Origin of the sequence: Methanohalophilus profundi (assembly GCF_004137855.1) — an archaeon.
Lineage (GTDB): Archaea > Halobacteriota > Methanosarcinia > Methanosarcinales > Methanosarcinaceae > Methanohalophilus > Methanohalophilus profundi.
This window is the reverse complement of sequence record NZ_QBKB01000002.1, coordinates 199936-219069: the sequence shown is the minus strand read 5'-3', so window position 1 is coordinate 219069 and position 19134 is coordinate 199936. Positions and strand designations below refer to the sequence as shown.

Annotated in this window: 17 protein-coding genes, 1 tRNA gene and 1 pseudogene; 10 read left to right on the top strand and 9 right to left on the bottom strand. The window is 38.1% G+C overall.

The features are described from left to right. Positions 1-96: 96 nt before the first annotated feature. From C9889_RS01175 to C9889_RS01165, 3 genes are all read right to left on the bottom strand, one after another. Positions 97-1116 carry a restriction endonuclease subunit S gene (locus C9889_RS01175; protein WP_225419930.1) on the bottom strand — a complete coding sequence of 340 codons (1020 nt, stop codon included), beginning with the start codon at positions 1114-1116 and terminating at the stop codon, positions 97-99. Next, positions 1113-3224: a type I restriction-modification system subunit M gene (locus C9889_RS01170; RefSeq protein WP_129596554.1), complete on the bottom strand. Its 2112-nt coding sequence runs from the start codon at positions 3222-3224 to the stop codon at positions 1113-1115. The genes C9889_RS01175 and C9889_RS01170 overlap by 4 nt, the downstream gene beginning before the upstream one ends. Positions 3225-3684: 460 nt before the next feature. Further along, entirely contained in the window at positions 3685-4386 is a 702-nt protein-coding gene (locus tag C9889_RS01165) for a hypothetical protein (protein ID WP_129596552.1), read from the bottom strand. 219 nt (positions 4387-4605) lie between these two features. Between C9889_RS01165 and C9889_RS01160 the strand changes: the two genes are divergently transcribed. The 6 genes from C9889_RS01160 (at position 4606) to C9889_RS10680 (ending at position 12442) form a co-directional block, all read left to right on the top strand. Further along, positions 4606-6012, top strand: a complete 1407-nt coding sequence (locus C9889_RS01160) for a hypothetical protein (RefSeq protein WP_129596550.1) — start codon at positions 4606-4608, stop codon at positions 6010-6012. Positions 6013-6525: 513 nt separating this feature from the next. Next, positions 6526-8064 carry a class I SAM-dependent DNA methyltransferase gene (locus tag C9889_RS01155; RefSeq protein WP_129596548.1) on the top strand — a complete coding sequence of 513 codons (1539 nt, stop codon included), beginning with the start codon at positions 6526-6528 and terminating at the stop codon, positions 8062-8064. Beyond that, positions 8054-9295, top strand: a complete 1242-nt coding sequence (locus tag C9889_RS01150; RefSeq protein WP_164999242.1) for a restriction endonuclease subunit S — start codon at positions 8054-8056, stop codon at positions 9293-9295. The genes C9889_RS01155 and C9889_RS01150 overlap by 11 nt, the downstream gene beginning before the upstream one ends. Next, complete coding sequence (locus tag C9889_RS10685; RefSeq protein WP_129596543.1) at positions 9283-9531, top strand: type I restriction endonuclease; 249 nt, start codon at positions 9283-9285, stop codon at positions 9529-9531. The genes C9889_RS01150 and C9889_RS10685 overlap by 13 nt, the downstream gene beginning before the upstream one ends. Before the next feature lie 2 nt (positions 9532-9533). Further along, positions 9534-12086 (top strand): type I restriction endonuclease subunit R, encoded by a 2553-nt coding sequence (locus C9889_RS01140; RefSeq protein ID WP_164999241.1) that lies wholly within the window; start codon positions 9534-9536, stop codon positions 12084-12086. Further along, on the top strand, positions 12014-12442 hold the full coding sequence (locus tag C9889_RS10680; protein ID WP_129596539.1) for a type I restriction enzyme endonuclease domain-containing protein: 429 nt from the start codon (positions 12014-12016) through the stop codon (positions 12440-12442). The genes C9889_RS01140 and C9889_RS10680 overlap by 73 nt, the downstream gene beginning before the upstream one ends. Positions 12443-12685: 243 nt before the next feature. On the opposite strand, the gene C9889_RS01130 is transcribed toward C9889_RS10680, so the two are convergent. Together C9889_RS01130 and C9889_RS01125 are read right to left on the bottom strand one after the other, a co-directional pair. Then, entirely contained in the window at positions 12686-13303 is a 618-nt protein-coding gene (locus C9889_RS01130) for a hypothetical protein (protein WP_129596537.1), read from the bottom strand. 439 nt (positions 13304-13742) lie between these two features. Then, complete coding sequence (locus C9889_RS01125; protein ID WP_129596535.1) at positions 13743-14027, bottom strand: hypothetical protein; 285 nt, start codon at positions 14025-14027, stop codon at positions 13743-13745. 85 nt (positions 14028-14112) lie between these two features. Between C9889_RS01125 and C9889_RS01120 the strand changes: the two genes are divergently transcribed. After that, on the top strand, positions 14113-14859 hold the full coding sequence (locus C9889_RS01120) for a hypothetical protein (RefSeq protein WP_129596533.1): 747 nt from the start codon (positions 14113-14115) through the stop codon (positions 14857-14859). Between the two features lie 340 nt (positions 14860-15199). Here the strand turns inward: C9889_RS01120 and C9889_RS10235 are convergent. From C9889_RS10235 to C9889_RS01105, 4 genes and pseudogenes are all read right to left on the bottom strand, one after another. Then, positions 15200-15400 (bottom strand): annotated as a pseudogene (locus C9889_RS10235) (hypothetical protein); the annotation flags it as partial. A 250-nt stretch (positions 15401-15650) separates the two neighbouring features. Further along, complete coding sequence (locus C9889_RS01110) at positions 15651-16043, bottom strand: hypothetical protein (RefSeq protein WP_129596532.1); 393 nt, start codon at positions 16041-16043, stop codon at positions 15651-15653. Positions 16044-16074: 31 nt separating this feature from the next. Beyond that, entirely contained in the window at positions 16075-16218 is a 144-nt protein-coding gene (locus C9889_RS09985) for a hypothetical protein (RefSeq protein ID WP_164999240.1), read from the bottom strand. A gap of 296 nt (positions 16219-16514) precedes the next feature. Further along, positions 16515-16591 (bottom strand) — tRNA-Val (locus C9889_RS01105). Between the two features lie 101 nt (positions 16592-16692). Between C9889_RS01105 and C9889_RS01100 the strand changes: the two genes are divergently transcribed. From C9889_RS01100 to C9889_RS01090, 3 genes are all read left to right on the top strand, one after another. Next, positions 16693-17310 (top strand): magnesium transporter, encoded by a 618-nt coding sequence (locus C9889_RS01100; protein WP_072358233.1) that lies wholly within the window; start codon positions 16693-16695, stop codon positions 17308-17310. After that, complete coding sequence (locus C9889_RS01095; protein WP_129596530.1) at positions 17307-17867, top strand: magnesium transporter; 561 nt, start codon at positions 17307-17309, stop codon at positions 17865-17867. The genes C9889_RS01100 and C9889_RS01095 overlap by 4 nt, the downstream gene beginning before the upstream one ends. Positions 17868-17931: 64 nt before the next feature. Next, positions 17932-19134: a potassium channel family protein gene (locus tag C9889_RS01090; protein ID WP_129596528.1), complete on the top strand. Its 1203-nt coding sequence runs from the start codon at positions 17932-17934 to the stop codon at positions 19132-19134.

Sequence of the window (19134 nt, the reverse complement as noted above, 5' to 3'; positions counted from 1 at the left end):
TCATCTGTTGAATTATTTTATATATAAAGATATTAAACTCTTTTGCAATCATTTTTTCTGGAACTACTATTGACATTTGACGAAAACGACCTTTACTTATCTCTTTATAGGTCGAACCTCCAGCAAGTGCACGGATTCTTCTACTCTCCACATTAAATTGTAAAGTAAATACATACGAAGAAAATCTTTGTAAGGTGTAATATTGATAAATCCTTGATTTGTGCATGCTTCTTTGTCTATTAAACCAAAAAATCCAACTGAAGCTCTACTTGTCATTAAAATTGTTTCAGGTGGGACCATGTGTGCAGAAGAGGATTTAAGACCACTTTCAGTTATTTTTCTCTCTGAGTCAATAAGTACAAGACAATTATTTTTAGTAATATCTGAAGGGGTCACCCATGTAATATCTCCTCCCCAATATTCGGATTTCTTAGTAGAGGGAGTTCCGCCTCCAATAATATCACAAATATTGTCAATAGTTTTTTTACTCCATCCTTCAGGGACACCATCTACAATCTTGGTATGCTCATGACCTGGAAAGCGAAGGTTTACAAACCATTCCTTGTAAAGTAAGTGGGCTGCCTGCTCGAGCAGATGAATCCGCCGAAGGTTATTTTCAATCAGATCATCATATTTGGAGAGGATGGATGCAATGGCAAACTGCGTATTTATTGGAGGACAAGAAATCTTGAAGGTTTTTACTTGAGATGCATTCAAATTGTTTTGGGCAGAGCCCCTTGATAGTCCTCTGAGGACCTCATAATTGTGTTTAAGCCTATAAAATACATATCTATAGTTGGCTACTTTTGGATTTATAATCAAGTTGCAGCAAGCCTGATTTGTTGTTAGTGGGATATCATTAATAGCAACCCTACCTGCGGAATTTCCGTACATAGCTACTACGATGGAATTGGGAGGTACCCATTTTGCAGAAGAGTTATGCAACCCATCTTCAGTAATTTTTACACCCGTATCTTTTATTCGATTGAAAATCACTTCTTGTGTGCGTAACCAAGGAATGTCACCTCCATAGTAAGACTCATTTTTAGATGACGGTGTTCCCCCAGAGTAGACTTGAGAACAAAGTGAACCTATTTCAACATATTTCCAGCTCATATGCCCAATTCCTCGAAATTTTTCTTAATAGTCACTGCTAGTTGAGCTGACTCGATGTTGAGACTTTCCAGTTCTGTATGGATATCTCTGAGAGTTTCCTCGAAGTCGAAATCTTCATCCACTTCCTCTGGAGCAATACCCACATAGCGTCCTGGTGTCAGACTCCAATCATTCTCTTTTATTGTATCCATATCAACTAGCTTTACCAGGCCTTCGACATCACACAGTTTTGCATCAGGAAAATGTGAGGTGAGCCAGTGTGCATGTCTATAGATATAGTGGACCTTCCTGAGTTGTTCAACAGCAAACCCACGTGCTTCATTTGTTTCTTTGAGTTTACTATTCACGTCTCTGCTTGACCAATTTTTGTTTTCTATAGTATCGCAATTTTTCTCACAAACATCAATGAGCTGAGAAATGAGTTTGTAAATCAGATCTGCATCTTTGATGAGATCATGACTGGTTTCTGAAAGTGGTGCCAATTCTTGAACAAATTGATACACATCTTCCTTAGATTTGCTTTCACTCTCATAGGTGGATTGCTCATTGGCCAGATTATTCTTGAAAGTCTCAACGTCAGCAATGAATAATTGAAGTTTTTCGTTAAGTTCTTTCGCAACTTCTTGCTGATCAGCATCTTCACCAAGTGTCTCGATGAGGGGTTTCAATGATTGATGAAGCTCTTTGATTTTAGCAATAAAGGCTGGTAATGGCTGGACTTTTTCATCTTCATCAATAGTCTCAAAACATGAATGTCCTTCCTCAAGCAGTCGTCTGCAGTAACTGTCAATTAAATCGAGGAAACGTTCTGTTTGACCACGGTAGAGCCAAACAATAGAAATGATATTCTGCTCCTGTTCAGGGCTGAAATCATATATCCTGCGTGTTACCTGTCTGTAAATGTTTCGAGCATCAATCATAAGCACTTTATCCCGATGCTCTTCAGGTTTGTTTTTGTTCAGGAACCAGAGTTCACAGGGTACTGTTCTTGTATAAAAGAAATTGTTGCGAATGCTAATCATGACATCCACATCACCGCTTTCGACAAGTTTCTGTCTGACTTTTTGTTCATTCCCTCCTGCACTGGAAGCCTGAGATGACATCACAAATCCTGCTCGGCCCCTTTCATTAAGATAACTGTAGAAATAATTGATCCATACGTAGTTACCATTGGGAACTTTGTTCTTATTATTCTCTCCAGGCAGGCCAAAAGGTAAACGTGGGTCTTTTCTTATTTTTCCAGCATCAATCTCATCTACATTGAATGGAGGATTTGCCATCACGAAATCGGCCTTTCCCACCATTCCATGCGGATCTTCATAGTATGTGATGGCTTTTTGAATATTACCTTCAAGACCATGTACTGCCAAGTTCATCTTTGCCAGTTTTATTGTGGTAGGGTTCTTTTCCAATCCATAGAATGTGACCATTTCTGTTGGGTTCTTATTCATGTGCTCAATGAAGTGGGCACTCTGGACAAACATTCCACCTGAACCACATGCAGGGTCCAGCACCTTCCCATGATCGGGTTCAATGACATTAACAATTGTCTGAACCAGTGAAACAGGAGTGAAAAATTCTCCACCATCATGTGCTTTTTGATCAGCAAACCCCGTGAGGAAATATTCATAGATTCGACCAAAAATATCTCCCGTTGCTTTTTTTAATGCGGAATCATCAAATGTCCTTAGTAACTGTCCAAGAACATCGTTATCCAAATCCTTGTACTCGTTTTTTGGGAGAACTCCTTTCAGAGTTTCATAATCGTTCTCTATCGATTCCATGGCATCGAAAACTGCCTGGGACCTATCTTCACTGTCTGGCAATTCAACTAGGTAATCAAACTGGGATTCAGGTTTTAGGTAAATTGCACCTTTTCCTGAGAAATCTTCTTTCGTGAGTGGTCTTGTTTTACCACCACGTTTTGGTAAGGATTGCTCTAATTCTTCCTTAACACTTAAAAAACGGCTATGGGCATGCCGAAGAAAGATCAGTCCCATAACAGGCATGAAATATTCATTACTGGCGTAGTTTGAATTAGCACGCAGGTTATCTGCACTTTTCCAGAGACGTTTTTCAATAGCCTCAATACTTTCTAATTGTGACATATAATTGTGAACTCCATTTCGGCAGTTGATGGTGATGAATATACATTTTTCAGGCTCTTATAGGTGATTGCAGCATATATTGCACTGATTAAGAATATTTTATATTGTTGGAGCCGTTTATAAAAAGATTCCTATTTTAGGAAGACCCCCTAAAAAAGAAAAATCACTTTTATTCTAACCCCCAGCCCTAGTATTTGTACTGATGATATACAAATAGGGTACAGGGTTATTATTTGTACATGGAAAGTTCAATACTTACGTTGAAATATTATCTTATGGCAAATTGATAAATAATGCTAACAAAGACATCGTGCCTTTTTTGAAAAGATTGGATGGTACAGTGATGTAATTTGATACTAAATGTTTCAGCGTTTAGCACGACAGTATTTTCGGAATTATTGTTTCATTTTTTATCTCTGAGATATTACAGAAGGGAAAAACAAATGACAAAAAAAGGATTTTACTGTCGTAAAGGAAAAGACCTCTGAAACTTGCCACATACTTCTTGTATTTCCCAAAACTTTTTTTCATATCTATTGTTGGTTAAAGCTTTTATTAAATCAGACATTGCAATTCCATTCTTATATAATATCTGACATTCGTTGTCAAGATAGCCTAAAATTCCCACTATGATATCTTCTTCACTAATATTTTTAAACATTGTATTCCTTTTCAGATAGGCCATATCAAGCATTTCAGAAATCCATTTTTGTTGTTGATCACTAAAATTTAAACTTTCTATGATATAATCTATTATTTCCTTATTTTCATAGTTGTTTATAAAGATGTCTTTTGTGATATCATAGTTAATACATATTGATATAAGATTTTTATTATATTTTTCTTTATCCATCTGTCTTATAAAATCAGACATGCTTTCTGGGCCTTCATAGGAATTTGTTAAAGTAAAACGTGGCCTATTGTTCTCAAGTACTTCTAAAGCCATCCCTAAAAGTATATTCTCATAAGTAGTGTTTGTTCCAAAAATATATTGTCTGTTTAACCATACTAATTTAGCTTTTTTTGATATCTCTTCTTTTTCATGCTCCCCCATATTAAAAAACTGATAGATTTCTGTTAAGAAAAATTCAGCTTCTTTGCCCAAACCATAATCTTTCAATTGAGAATAATATCGTGCTAATATCCATTCGATTCTCTTCAATAATTTCACCTTTGTGTCATTTAGATGAATTTGCATTCATATTCTATATATGTACAAAAATAGTTAATAATGTGCACAAATATATTATTCAATACATTTATATCTTATGTTTAAAACCGACTAATGTTTTCTTAGTAAGGAGTAAAAAATCCTCTCCCCATTAAATGGAAAGCTGAATCGTCAATTAACCTTTGGCATTTTTATTTTCCATAAGATATTGTGGCTGAATATATTGATTACAAAATCGTAGAGGTAGATGAAGTGAGTAGTAATGAAAAAATAGAGAGACCATATGTTGCCTTAAAAGATAAAATATATCTGAGTGTGAGAAATAAATCTGACAAGTTTCTGTTTGTACATTTAAATGATGGTGAAATCGAAATTCTGGATAAAATCCATCTAAAGGGTAAGGATATTTACCCCAAAAAATTACCCTGTAAAAATGGTGTATATAGAAATATTGTAGGAATTCCAGAACTACAAACTGTATTTGCTACGGAAACTAAAGAAGCAGGTGATCTTTTAGAATATATAAAACAACATATTGAACAATATATTGTTGCTCCTGAATCAGATTTGGAGATTTTTTCTTATTATATCTTATTTACATGGTTCTACCAGAAAGTAAACACACTCCCTTATATTCGATTCTTGGGTGACACAGGAAAAGGTAAATCGCGGTTTTTACAAGTGATTTCAGATTTGTGTTTTTATCCAATTAATATATCTGGTGCAAGTTCTGGTAGTGCTATGATGAGAATCAATGAAAATTGGGGTGGGACGGTAATCATCGATGAATCTGATATCGAAGGTGGTACAGAAAATGCGTTGATTAAATATCTCAACCTAGGATTTGAGAGGGGGAAATTTATAGTTAAATGCAAAGCCAGTGATTATAATTCTTTTGATTATTTTGATCCATATTGTCCAAAAATTATCTCGATGAGAAAGCCTTTCCGTGATAATGCAACCGAGGGTCGTTTGATATCTTTCACTCCTAAAGAAGCATTTATAGAAGGTGATAAAGTGAATTTAAATTCAAAATACGAAATTGAGTTAAAAGTTTTACGTGGAATGATAGCTCGCTTTGTCCTCTTTAACTGGAACAAAGTTGATGTCAATATGGTTCAAAATTGTGAGTGGCCAGATGTTGAAAACCGAATTAAACAAATTGTATCACCACTATCTTTACTATGTAACTTATTACCTGAGAAAGTGAGTTTACTGGAAAATTTTGTGCACAGGCGGCAGAATGAAGTAAAAAAAGTCCGATCACAATCATGGGAAGGAACTGTATTTAATCATGTTTTTGTGCTAGCCAGAAATGAAGATAAAATTCCAGAGGGTTTCAATGAGTTTGTAGGGCCAGATGGAATTATTAGGATACCTCCGATGATGGTAGCCAAAAGCATGGGATCAAGTTCCAGGTCTATAACTGAAAATTTGAAAAGTATAGGAATGATTTCTGAATCATCGAGGATAGAACTATCTGATGGCCAAAAAGCGACAAAACGGTACTATGCAGTTCCAGATGAAGATACATGGAATGAAATATTGAGACGTTATTGGATAGGAGATGTAAACATAGAATGTCCAGAAGCACTAAAGTCAAAATCTTATCAATAATGTAACAGTTATAACAGTTGTAACGCTTTGGTGGTACAGGGTGTTGTTTATAATTAAATAAAATATATCTATACTCCATCCCTGTACCACCTAATACGTCTTTGTTATAAGTGTATTAACTGTATCAACTGTTTTACAACAGATTCATGATTACTGCTTACCTCTACGATTAGCTGGGTAAGAGGTTCATTATAGGTTCAATTTCTTTTTTTGGGTATACCGCTATTCCAATAATATTCCACATTATTAATTCTATTAAAATTATACTAAATAGAATTATGTATGCCCAATTTAATAAAGTTATTCTGTTTGTTATATGTCTGAACTCTGGACCGAATGAGTCATATTAGAATGAGAAAAAAACAATCCATTAAATCAAATTTTAATTACAGATAATGTGTAAAATCTATTTCATTTCCTAAAGAGAAGATCGAAACAATTAAATTTCAAGAGCTGACTGAAAATTCAAAAAAAGTAATATATAAAAACAGCAATCTTAGAGTGATAATTACCATGCCCAAATCATCAAAATCATCCAATAATAACGAAAAAACCCTGGAGCAAAGACTCTGGGAGTCTGCAGATAAGTTAAGAAACAATATCGATGCAGCCGAGTACAAGCACGTAGTACTTGGTTTGATTTTCATCAAGTACATCTCGGATTCTTTTGAGGGGTTGTATCAAGAACTTGTAGATGATCCTGCTTCCGATCCAGAGGATGTAGATGAATACACAGCAGAAAATGTATTCTGGGTACCAGAGGAATCCAGATGGGGTGTCATTGTAGCAGATGCAAGAAACTCATCCATTGGGACTACCATTGATACTGCCATGCGAGAGATCATGAAGAGCAATGAGTCTCTCAAAGGTATTCTGCCTACAAATTATGGTCGACCAGAACTCGATAAACAGAAACTTGGAGAACTTGTTGATATCATCCATAATATCAAGTTCGACGAATCCGAGCACAGTGAAAGAGATGTTCTGGGCCAGGTTTACGAGTATTTCCTGGGTAACTTTGCCAGTGCCGAAGGAAAGAAAGGTGGAGAGTTCTACACTCCCAAATCTGTTGTCGAAACCCTTGTTGAAATGATTGAACCTTACAATGGCAGAGTGTACGACCCATGCTGTGGTTCAGGTGGTATGTTTGTACAGAGCAGAAAATTCATCGAAAGACATGGAGGAAGTGATGAAGACATCTATGTCTATGGTCAGGAATCCAATCCCACTACCTGGAAACTGTGTAAGATGAATCTGGCATTGCATGGTATTGATAACGATGTGAGGACAGGGGATACTTTCCGCCAGGATAAGCTGTCGAATCTAAAGGTTGATTATATCCTTGCCAATCCGCCTTTCAATGTAAGTGACTGGGGTGGAGAGAACCTGCAGGATGATGTCAGATGGAAGTATGGTACACCACCTACAGGTAATGCCAACTATGCCTGGATTCAGCATATGATCTATCATTTGAAACCCGCTGGAATTGCGGGTTTTGTGCTGGCCAATGGCTCATTGTCATCCAATTCTTCAGGTGAAGGAGATATCAGGAAAAATATTGTTGAAGAGGATCTGGTGGATTGTATCGTTGCAATGCCAGACAAACTGTTCTACAATACTTCAATTCCCTGCTGTCTCTGGTTTGTCACAAGGGATAAGAAAAATCATGGATTCAGGGGTAGAAGTGGAGAGGTACTCTTCATCGATGCCAGAGACATGGGTGAAATGAAAGATAGGCGACATCGTGAACTGACAGAAGATGATATCCAGACTATCGCCCAGACGTATCACAAGTGGCGTGGTGAATGTGATGAAGAGTACGAAGATGAAAAGGGTTTCTGCAAGTCCGCTACTCTGGAAGATATTGAGAAACACGATCATGTCTTGACACCTGGACGATATGTGGGATTCAAAGAGGAAATGCTCGATGATGAGACCTTCGAGGAAAAGATGGATGTCTTGATTCCCAAACTCAGGAAGCAACTCAAGGAACTCGATGAACTGGATGATGAAATCAGGAAAAATCTGGGGGAGATCAGGTATGAGTTGTGAAACAGATAAAATACCAAAAAAATGGATGGATGATCAACTAGGGAATGTTTGTGATGTTCTCACAGGTTTTCCTTTCAAAAGCTCACACTTTTCAAAAAAAGAGGAGAATATAAAACTTGTTAGAGGAGATAATGTAAAGGAAAGAAAATTAGTATGGGGTGACAAAGCAAGATATTGGGATTCTGTTACAGATGATTTAAAAAAGTATCTTCTAAAAGAAGGAGATGTATTAATAGGAATGGATGGATCCAAAGTTGGGAAAAATTTTGCCAAAGTGAAACGTTCAGATTTGCCCCTCTTATTAGTTCAGCGAGTTGCTTGCCTTCGTGCAAAAGAAAGTATATCTCAAGATTTCATAGTATACTTAATTATGAATAAAAAATTTTCTAATTATGTTGATGTTATAAAAACTGGCACATCTATTCCTCATATTAGTTCTAAACAAATTCAAGAGTATCCAATTGTTCTGCCACCTATTCTCGAACAACAAAAAATTGCTTCAATCCTGAAATCCCTCGACGACAAAATCGAACTCCTGCACGAGACCAACGAAACCCTTGAACAGATTGCACAGGCACTGTTCAAACACTGGTTCATCAATTTCGAGTTCCCCGATGAGAATGGCAATCCCTACAGGTCAAGTGGTGGAGCCATGAAACCTTCACCAATGGGGATGATTCCAGAGGATTGGGATGTCGGACAATTTTCTAGAATAATAAATATCACGAGTGGAAAGAGACCTGAACAAAAAAGTGAATATAAAACACATGATTATTCAATACCTCTGATTGGTGCAAGTTCCATAATGGGATTTGTAAAAGAGCCTCTTTACAAAAGTCCAATTTTAGTCATTGGAAGAGTGGGAACTCATGGCATTGTCCAAAGAATGACATGTCCTTGTTATCCTTCAGATAATACTTTAGTAATTAATTCTGCTTATTATTCATATGTATATCAATTATTGAATAGTATTGATTATCGGCACCTAAATGTTGGTTCTACTCAACCACTTATTACACAATCCTCTATAAAACAATATGAAATTACAATTCCAAAAGAAGATATACTCAAAAAATATGAAAATATAACATCAATATTATTCAAAAAAATAGATGTGAATTTGAAGAACATCCAATCCCTCACAGAACTCCGTGACCTGCTTCTCCCCCGTCTGATGTCGGGCAAAATCCGAGTCCCAGTCAAAGAAGGTGATGAACCATGTCAGGCATAATCACCGAATCCGAGATCGAGGAACATGCACTGCAACTGCTCCAAAATGCAGGTTATGATTACATCCACGGACCTGACATATCACCTGAAGGAGATTGTGCCGAACGGACAACCTATAGTGACATGATCCTGAAAGACAGAGTGAGAGATGCAATCTCAAGGATCAATCCCGACATACCGAGAAATGCACGGGAAGAATCCATAGAAAAACTGTCATTCCATCCTCACAGGATCTGATTTTGAACAACCATGAGTTCCATAAATTCATCACTCAAGGTATCGATGTTGCCTATGAGAAAAACGGTGAGACATTCTATGAGAAAATCTACCCCTTCGATTTTGACAATATCGATAACAATGATTTCCTGGCAGTGAATCAGTTTACCGTAATCGAGGGAGAACATCACCGTAGACCTGACATCGTACTTTTTGTCAATGGAATTCCCGTGGTTGTCGTGGAGTTGAAACGTCCCGATGAGCATACGGATGATACCGATTTGATCGAGGAAGCATATGACCAGTTCCAGACCTACATGGCGGAAATCCCAGGACTACTTCGATTCAATGAGATTTTGATTACAAGTGATGGACAGGAAGCAAGATCTGGAACTATTACTGCTCCCCTCAACTACTTCGTCCCTTGGAAGCATGACAAAGATACTGATTTTTCTGTAGAACCCGAAATTGATACAATCATTAACGGAATGCTTCAACCTGAAGTTTTGATGGATATCGTACGTAATTTCGTTCTTTTTGAGGATGAGAATGGAGTATTGCTCAAGAAACTTGCTCGATACCACCAGTATTATGCTGTCAACAAAGCGATAAGTTCTACCAGACGGGCAGTAAATCCTGAAGGGAATAAGCGGTGTGGTGTGGTCTGGCATACAACTGGTGCAGGCAAAAGTATTGAAATGGTATTTTATGCCCAGAAAATAACTCATGATATATCGCTAGAAAACTCCACGCTTGTTGTGATCACTGATAGAAACGATCTGGATGACCAGCTCTTTGATACCTTTTCACGATGCATGGATTACATCGGTCAGACTCCCATACAGGCAGTTGATTCTCAGGACCTGATGGACAAACTATCTCGAAAATCTGGCGGAATCATCTTTACCACATTACAGAAATTCTCTTCCGATGAAGATCAGTATCCATTGCTATCAGAACGTAGAAATATCATTGTCATGGCAGATGAAGCCCATCGAAGTCAGTATGGCCTGAAAGCCAAATTCGACAGTAAAACAGGTGAAAAATCATACGGTTTTGCCAAGTATCTGCGGGATGCGATACCTAATGCATCTTTCATCGGGTTTACGGGTACTCCGGTTGAACTATCGGACAAAAGCACCAAAGCGATTTTTGGTGAATATATTGACATCTACGATATCGAACAATCCCTCAAGGATAACGTAACCGTTCCCATATCATACGAAAGCCGACTCTCTGACCTGCGGATTCTGCCAAACGACATGGAAAAACTCGATTCCAAGTTCGAAGACATTACGGCTGGTGAGGATTCAGAGCGTATCGACCAACTAAAAACAAAAGAAGCCAGTGTCGAGGCAATTCTCACCACACCTGAAAACATGCACAAAATTGCCAGTGATATCGTAACCCATTTTGAATCACGAATGGATGCAATGGAAGGAAAAGCCATGACTGTTACCATGAGCAGAGACATGGCTGCACAACTACATGATGCCATTATCGATATACGTCCTGATTGGTACGATGAAAGTGATTCAAAGGGACAGATCAAGGTAATAATCACAGGCAAGGCATCCGATACACATCTACAGGAACATATACGTAGCAAACAGAGACAGAAACAGATCCAGCAGAGGATGAAAGATCCTGAAGATCCGCTGAAAATGGTTATTGTCTGTGATATGTGGCTTACAGGTTTTGATGTACCTTGCCTGACTACAATGTACTTCCTGAAATATCTGCGTAGACATAACATTATACAGGCAATATCCCGTGTCAACAGAGTGTATCTTGACAAACCAGGTGGATTAATAGTTGATTATGTAGGTATTCTTTATGACCTAAAACGTGCTCTGAAGGATTACACCGATAGCGGTGGTAAGGGATTACTTGCAGAGGACCAGCAAATTGCAGTGGATTACATGCAGGAGACGTATGAACAGATAACTGCAATGCTCCATGGATTTGATTACAAAAGAGTCTTTGATGTACCTGCAGGAGAAAAACTCGGAATCATACGGGAAGGTGCAGATTTCATCCTGCAGAAGGATGTCATGATCAATAGAGAAATCGAACTGAAAAAACATCCAAAAGAAGACAGGGATTATCACAGGAAGCACTTTATTAAATTTACTACTGAACTATCACATGCTTTTGCTCTTGCTTCCCCTCAACCTGAAACTGAATTGATAAGGGATGAACTCGGATATTTCCAGTCCGTAAAATCCGTTCTAATCAGTATTGAAAGGAAGAAAAAGGGTTACAAATCAACCAAAGAACTCAAAACCGCTGTAAGGCAACTTGTAAAAGATACAGTAAAAGCAGGCGAGATTATCGATGTCTTTGATGTAATGGGAATGAAAAAGGAATCTGTTGACATATTTGACGAGAAATTTCTGAAAGAAATCAAGAACATGCCTCAAAAGAATCTTGCTGCAGAATTACTCCAGAAACTCCTGAATGATAAGATAAAGGCATATTCCAAACGTAATATCACCAGAGGATCATTTTCTCCGAAAAACTGCAGGAATCAATCAATTCCTACCGAAACAAGAACATCACCAATATTACAGTAGTTGAGGAATTGATAAAACTGGCACATGTACTACATGAAGAGGAAGTACGTGAAGGGGATCTAGGTCTTTCTCCTGAAGAAGTTGCTTTCTATGATGCTCTGGCCCAAAATGGCAGTGCAGTTGAGCAACTTGGTGATGATCAGCTGAAACAAATTGCTTCTGAACTTGTAGATGTAATCCACAAGAATACAGGTGTAGACTGGACTTCCAGGAAATCGGTGAAGGCAAAATTACGTTTGAAAATCAAGAAACTTCTAAGGTACTATGAGTATCCTCCAGATCAACAGGAGGCAGCTGTGAAACTGGTTCTTCAGCAGGCACGCACTACAGCTGAACAATTTGTTGCTGCCTATTGATTTCGAGGTATGAGAAATATTTTCGCTAGCATAACGGTCAGTAACTATAAGGAGGTGCAGTGAGTAATTGTAACATAACGTGATGCAAAACAATTAACAGGTCTTTTAAGTAAAAATTTGTATAATTTAATACCGCAATTCTCTACCTGTAGATCCCTCTCAGATTGTAATTCATTCAAAATATCCAAAGGTCCCCACCTGACTCATGGAGTGGATTGATAGACATTTCTCTTATGACAACTATCAATTATTGTCAAGATCATCGGCATTGCTTTGAATTTTCAGTTCGAGTTCTTCCAGTTTTTTATCGAAGCGGTTATATGTCTTCTTCAAATCTTTTCTCAACTTCTTTATTTCAACTGCTAAGTCTGAATTTTGACCAATTTTTTCAGAAGATTTTTCTGCAGTATTTTCATTCATCACTTCTATGAGCTTTGAGAATGTCTCCTCATTGTTCAGAACTTTTTCCAAGTCATACGCCGGTGCAGTGAAAAAATTCAAACTTGCATTAATATCCTCATAATTATGTTTATCTTGAATCTGTAAAAGAACGTTTTTGTTGATAATCCCGTCCTTATCAAATGATAGTAGTTTCTCCTTAACAAATCTTTCATTTGCTGAGCGAGTATATTGAACTAAATTGTTTGGTTCAATCTCATCAAGTTTTAAGGCCAGTGGACCACACTTTTCTTTAATTAATTGAAGACTGATCTTATTTGATTCTTTAATGGCCCCTATAATAGCTATTGTCACCATTTTGTCGGTCTTGTTCATAGTCTGCACAATCTTACTTGCTGTTGTTGTTGAAACCATTGCTTTCACTGTTTTGTTTTGATTTTTAATAGAGGCTCTTATGAGCATAAGATATTAAGTCTTTCAATTAACAAAAGCATTTTCTTCAAAATCAGCAAAAAGTCAAATTAAATGACAGGAAGTAGCGACCTGGTTATGGCTTGGCAGAATCTGTAAGGACAATTGCTAGGTAGTATTTGTTTAATCTAAAAAGTTTTTGGCAGGGCTAAAAACCTCCTACACAATATCAGAAATTGCACCGACCATATATGAACAGGTATAATCTTACCCCTGTATAAACTCATATTAATTCATTTTGACCTGTATTCGTTAAGACACATAATTAATTCTTGTATCTCATCAGTATTGTGAACCGTGAATGATGGATATCCCCTGTTGTCAGATTTATTCGCTTGTTTTACTTTGTTGATGAATAATAGAATTTTGCTAATTTACAAGTAACTGCACTCGAGTTCTCATTACAAAAATAGACCCAAATTAGTGATTTTTATTGACCTCCTATTATATGGTCATAGCGTATCATTTTTGGCATTTCACTTTTCCCTTTGGCGGATTTCCCACGCTTTGTAGTGAATTTTAATCCAAATTCTGTCTCTGTTGCTGCCAATATTTTTTTAAATATATCATTCTTGATAGAAACTTTTAGCCTACCATTTAAGTTATGGACTTTGTTAACTTGACCAATTAATCCCTTTTCTTTATCTGTTCTATTACTTTTTGAGTTTGTATTGTTGATTGTATCTTCCCTTTTTCTAGGTGCATATGCTCGCAATGCACTTCAATGAATATCAATTTACCATAATCTATTTATAATTAATACTTCATTGTATATCATACAGGTATGGAGTGGTGAGATTATGAACATTGAATTAAAAATAATACACAGCGAGAGAACAGATAAACCAATGTTATTTTTAGTAATGCCTTCCAGAGAAGCAAAAGATAGTGGAGTAAAAGAAGAAATTGAGGAATTTTTAGACAGCGACATAAGTGGAATACTGACAAGAAACGGATGTGGACACAAGAAAGAATCCTTAGGCGAATATATTCGAAATGTGGTAGAACCCTATAAGTTGTATGGAGTAGATGTAGATTACAATTATGATAATCCAGATGAACTGTTCAAAATAGATGGTGAAAGTTGGCCTGATTTAGTGATACCACCAATTGTCAGCAAATATAATGGATTCGAGGATGTTGATAATACCTCATTCCATTCATCACTTGATAATCGAGCTTTTTCCACGGTTTTAGGAACAGCTACATATCTTGGAGGTGCAATAAAAACAATAGGTTCTTCGATGGTAGGAATTTATTACAAAAAGCGAGGCTTATGCTGGATAAAGTATCCAAATCCAGACATTAAGATATACCTTCAAAAAGGGATGTATCAAGGTTCTGATTTTTACGGAGATCGTGTCATTTACTCTGAAAAAATGGAGGGTCTAGACCTCGATGCTATCAAATCCAATGAAAAACAATTGAAATCATCAACATTTGGAAATTATCCATATATTGTCGTAGACACGGATGATATGGATGATATGGTTCTTGCTATCGATATAATCAAAGAAGCTATCAAAATTGCTGACAATAAGCAATAAGAATCGAGTTCAGCAATAGACAACGTGATTAGGACTTGTTAACTTTACAATACATAAAGATATTACCTAAAAAGTCCAATCGTTATTTATCAGCAAAATATGGATCCTGGGCAAAAAACGGCAAGCATCGGGCGAGATTCCCCCTCACAGTACAAGTCAAAGGCCGAACCTGCTTTGATGGTCAAAGCAATATTCATTAGTATACGTAAATTGGCGGTCTTGAAATATAAAGGAGGATTCTGATTAACGTTCCTCGTCCAGAACTTCTATAAAATTTGTTCTTATTCATTACTCCACTAGCCTGTTTCCTATGCAATTATTCTGAAATATCTGCTTATTTTTAGACAGCTTCCGCTCTCAGTCTACCACCTTTTTTTCTTTTTAACGTCCTCATTTGATGTAAATTGAAACAAAACGCCGTCACCATCATTTTCACATTTACTCTTTTAACCGTCGTAACCATCACCTTTCCCGCTTTGAATAATCCTTTTATCACCGCATACACTATTTCACACGGTATTTCCTGTACACTTATTCTTTTTGTGCATTATTTATCTAGGGTCGTGCATCTGCTACTGTTGGAAGTGCGGATTATCTCAACAAAGTGCAGCAGTCGAAAGAGAGTATAGAAGTATTATGCATAAATTTAGCCTTAGCAAACATTGTTTATATAAGAATCTATAAAAAAGTTACAAAGTTATATGACAATAAAGGTTTTCTTAAATTATATTGTGAACAAAAAGATTTCAATGTTACTTATTTCTACCCAAGTTGACAATTTCAATTATTTTTTATATGATTACGTGCTCATGCCATGGAAATAAGACCGTTGAAGTATAAATTTTATTCATCAAGATCGCTTTGTCACTGCCGCCTTCGATTACCACACCGTCGCCAGGCATTAGTGTATCGATTACAGCGTCCATCAGAGCACTCTTACCACCAGCACTCGGTCCAGACACATATGTGCATATCTTGGACAAAATGAAGATAGTGAACAGGCTCATTCGGGAGTTATGTTCACCGACAATGGTATCGTCAAGAATGGTGTTTATATCGTAGATTTCTGGAACGATTTCTTCTCGGAGACGCTTGAATTCCGCGAATTGTTCGTCATCCAGTTCCAGACTTTGTTTGAGCTTTTCTTCCAGAGCTGCTTGGTAGGCCTCTTCGACCTCGTCCATCGTTTTTCCTCCGGGAAGAAAGTGATTGGGATTAGCCAATCACGCCATCTGTTGCAATGGTGCTTACAATTACTTCGGCACGTTCCTTAGTCATACCGTCGAGGTCTTTCATCTTCATCAGCATGGTTACTGCTATGTCTATATCGAGTATTGCATTTAGCAGCAAATGGAACATATTAAATATGATGTATATTTAGTTTAAACTATGTTTAAAAGCAAAGTTACCGCATTGAAAGCAAGTAAAACAAGAATATACCCATCAATCCGCTTGCCACGTGAATATGGTGAAATCATTGGCAATAATGCAGAAGTGATTCCTACATCCCACGAAGGAAAACAGGCTTTTTTAGTCGTACTAGACCATGAGAGTTTAAACTCAGAATCCAAAAGTCCACTTGAAGTAAGACTCGAAGCAGTAGAAAATAAGCTTAACAATCTTGAAAAAACAATATCAGAAGACGATAAAAAGTCTGGTGGGCCCGCTGAGATTCGAACTCAGGATCCTCGCCGTGTAAAGGCGATGTCATGACCGGCTAGACCACGGGCCCCTGCCTGCGTTTGCATCCCCTAGATGTTACAAGTTGTATATATCATTTTTGATGTATGGAATGCCATTCTTTTTATAACAGTAAGATTTGATTAGGTTTTGATGGATTCAGACCCTGAAGATTATGAATATGAAGAAGATATAGAAGCCTATTATCTCGGGGATTATGCAAGTATCGGTTCGATTGTCAGGGAAGTCCTTCCCTTTGAACTTCTCGCTACTGTAGGAGGTGTTGTTGCAGGCCTCATTCTTTCCGGTATGACAGAAGAGCTTCAGGTAATTCCCGGTCTGTTAGTGATAACTCCCGCAGTGCTTGGAATGCGGGGTAACATCTCTTCTACCCTGGGCTCCCGTCTGGGCAGTGCAATACATATGGGTCTGATCACAAAAATAGAGCGCAATCCTGAATTGCTCAACAATATTGGGGGTTCTCTTTTACTCAGTTTGTTGCTCTCTTTTGTACTGGGCTTGTTGGGTCATTTTATGACAATTGCACTGGGTCTGGAAAGTGCAGGGGCTTTAACCCTTACATTAATAGCCGTGATGGCAGGTTTGTCTTCAGGTTTGATTCTCTCTGTAATAGCAACATTTTTTGCCATAGGCATGTTCAGGTTTGGTTTTGACCCGGATAATGTAGTCACACCCTCTATAGCAACTATAGGTGACATCGTATCCATGTTCATGCTGTTTCTTTCCGCAAAGGTGGTGTTGGCAATATGAGTTATTACACCATTGGAAGCATTGTAAAAAGCAGTGCACCGATCCTTTTCCTGACTTCTTTCATCGGCCTTTTTGCAGGTCAGATCATGAACTCGCATCTGGATAGTTTGATCTCATTTCCTATCCTTTTACTCCTGATACCCGCATTGATAAAAATAGGTGGGGATACCGGCAGCATGCTTGGAGCAAGACTGGCCTCGGCTTTTCATATGGGTCTGGGTACCACACGTATCCATAAGAATCCTGTTGTACGCAATAGCCTGATAGCCGCTTTTATTGTAGGTATTATTGCTTCATGTTTCCTGAGTGTAGTGGTATGGATTGTGGGGATGATTGTTTACGATGGTATAGAGTTTACAACCCTCTTCACCATCTCGGTACTGGCATGCGTGGTAGAACTGGTCATAGTATATGCAGTAACACTGGTTGTAGCAGTTGCATCTCACAAATTCGGGCTTGATCCGGATGATACCGTCATTCCTATAATTGCAACTATCGGTGATGTTGTAGGGATCTCTGCCATATTTGGAGTTATAGCATTGTTGGAGTTTGTCTGACACTAATAATGATTATGTTTTTATATTCGCGAATTAGTTTTAATTAACAAAGGTAGAATGAATCATGTGTCCCAAAGAGATCAAATACAGCCCTACTAATCTCAAAGATCTTCTTATTCAAATGAAAGACACGTCTGAACTTATGGTAGATCTTGCTTACTCTGCTATGGTTTATGACGATGAGGATATTGCTGAGGAAGTCCTGCGCTTAGAAGAGAGGATGGATACTTACTACTATCACATGAACATGGCTGCAATGTTAAGCACCCGTCGTGTTGAGGAAGCCGAAGAAATGACAGGTGTACTTCAGGTAGCTTCATCTTCTGAAAAAATTGCAAATGCAGCTGCTGATATAGCCCAAATTGTCCTGATGCAAATGGGTATTCCGTTGGAACTAAAAATGGCACTCAGAGAAGCTGAAGAAACCATTTTAAGGGTAACAGTAAGCGATGATTCCAGCATGGGTGGCTATACGCTGGGTGATCTTGAACTGGATACTGAAACCGGGATGTGGCTTATTGCTATCAGGCGCCAGAATGATTGGATATATGATCCCGATCATTCAACCCGCATACGTTCCGGGGATGTCCTGTTTGCACGAGGGCATGATGAAGGGGTGCCTCTTCTGATCAAGCTTGCTACCAACAAAGAGTATGTTTTGCGGGATAATTCACACGAGCGGCTATTAAGGGATCTGGAAAAGGCCGTAGATATCATCGTGGACATGAAAAACATGGCTGAGATGTCTGTAGGACTTGCTTATTTTGCAATACTCTACGACAATAATGATATAGCAGAAGAGGTGCGTGCCATTGAGTCTGAGATGGATGTCATGAAATATGATCTCCAGCACTGGGTACTTGAAACCGCAAAACATGTCTCTGATGTTGACGAGCTAAAGGGGTTGTTACATCTTGCCAATGCGTCTGAAGCCATCTCTGATGCTGCGTATGGTATTGCTGATACGGTGCTCAGGGATATAGAACTGCACCCCATAATTACTCTTGCTGTCAGGGGTTCGGATGAAGTTATCACGAGGGTTGAAGTGGAAGACTGTTCTCCTATTGTCGGTGATACGCTTGGAGAACTGCAGCTTGCCACGGAGACAGGAGTCCACATAATGGCTGTAAAAAGAGCCGGAAGATGGCTTTACAGTCCAAGTGCCCGCACCCGTGTTGAGGGTGGGGACATCCTTATAGGACGTGGTTCCCGCACCGGGGAAGAAGCTCTGCTGGAAATGTGTGCCTGCCCGGTGAGAGAAGACTGA

What these genes read in the sequence shown, in the direction of transcription:
- C9889_RS01175 (WP_225419930.1), bottom strand. Translation starts at nt 1,116, where the DNA reads ATGAGCTGGAAATATGTTGAAATAGGTTCACTTTGTTCTCAAGTCTAC.
- C9889_RS01170 (WP_129596554.1), bottom strand. Translation starts at nt 3,224, where the DNA reads ATGTCACAATTAGAAAGTATTGAGGCTATTGAAAAACGTCTCTGGAAA.
- C9889_RS01155 (WP_129596548.1), top strand. Translation starts at nt 6,526, where the DNA reads ATGCCCAAATCATCAAAATCATCCAATAATAACGAAAAAACCCTGGAG.
- C9889_RS01150 (WP_164999242.1), top strand. Translation starts at nt 8,054, where the DNA reads ATGAGTTGTGAAACAGATAAAATACCAAAAAAATGGATGGATGATCAA.
- C9889_RS10685 (WP_129596543.1), top strand. Translation starts at nt 9,283, where the DNA reads ATGTCAGGCATAATCACCGAATCCGAGATCGAGGAACATGCACTGCAA.
- C9889_RS01130 (WP_129596537.1), bottom strand. Translation starts at nt 13,303, where the DNA reads ATGCTCATAAGAGCCTCTATTAAAAATCAAAACAAAACAGTGAAAGCA.
- C9889_RS01120 (WP_129596533.1), top strand. Translation starts at nt 14,113, where the DNA reads ATGAACATTGAATTAAAAATAATACACAGCGAGAGAACAGATAAACCA.
- C9889_RS01110 (WP_129596532.1), bottom strand. Translation starts at nt 16,043, where the DNA reads ATGGACGAGGTCGAAGAGGCCTACCAAGCAGCTCTGGAAGAAAAGCTC.
- C9889_RS09985 (WP_164999240.1), bottom strand. Translation starts at nt 16,218, where the DNA reads ATGTTCCATTTGCTGCTAAATGCAATACTCGATATAGACATAGCAGTA.
- C9889_RS01100 (WP_072358233.1), top strand. Translation starts at nt 16,693, where the DNA reads ATGGATTCAGACCCTGAAGATTATGAATATGAAGAAGATATAGAAGCC.
- C9889_RS01095 (WP_129596530.1), top strand. Translation starts at nt 17,307, where the DNA reads ATGAGTTATTACACCATTGGAAGCATTGTAAAAAGCAGTGCACCGATC.
- C9889_RS01090 (WP_129596528.1), top strand. Translation starts at nt 17,932, where the DNA reads ATGTGTCCCAAAGAGATCAAATACAGCCCTACTAATCTCAAAGATCTT.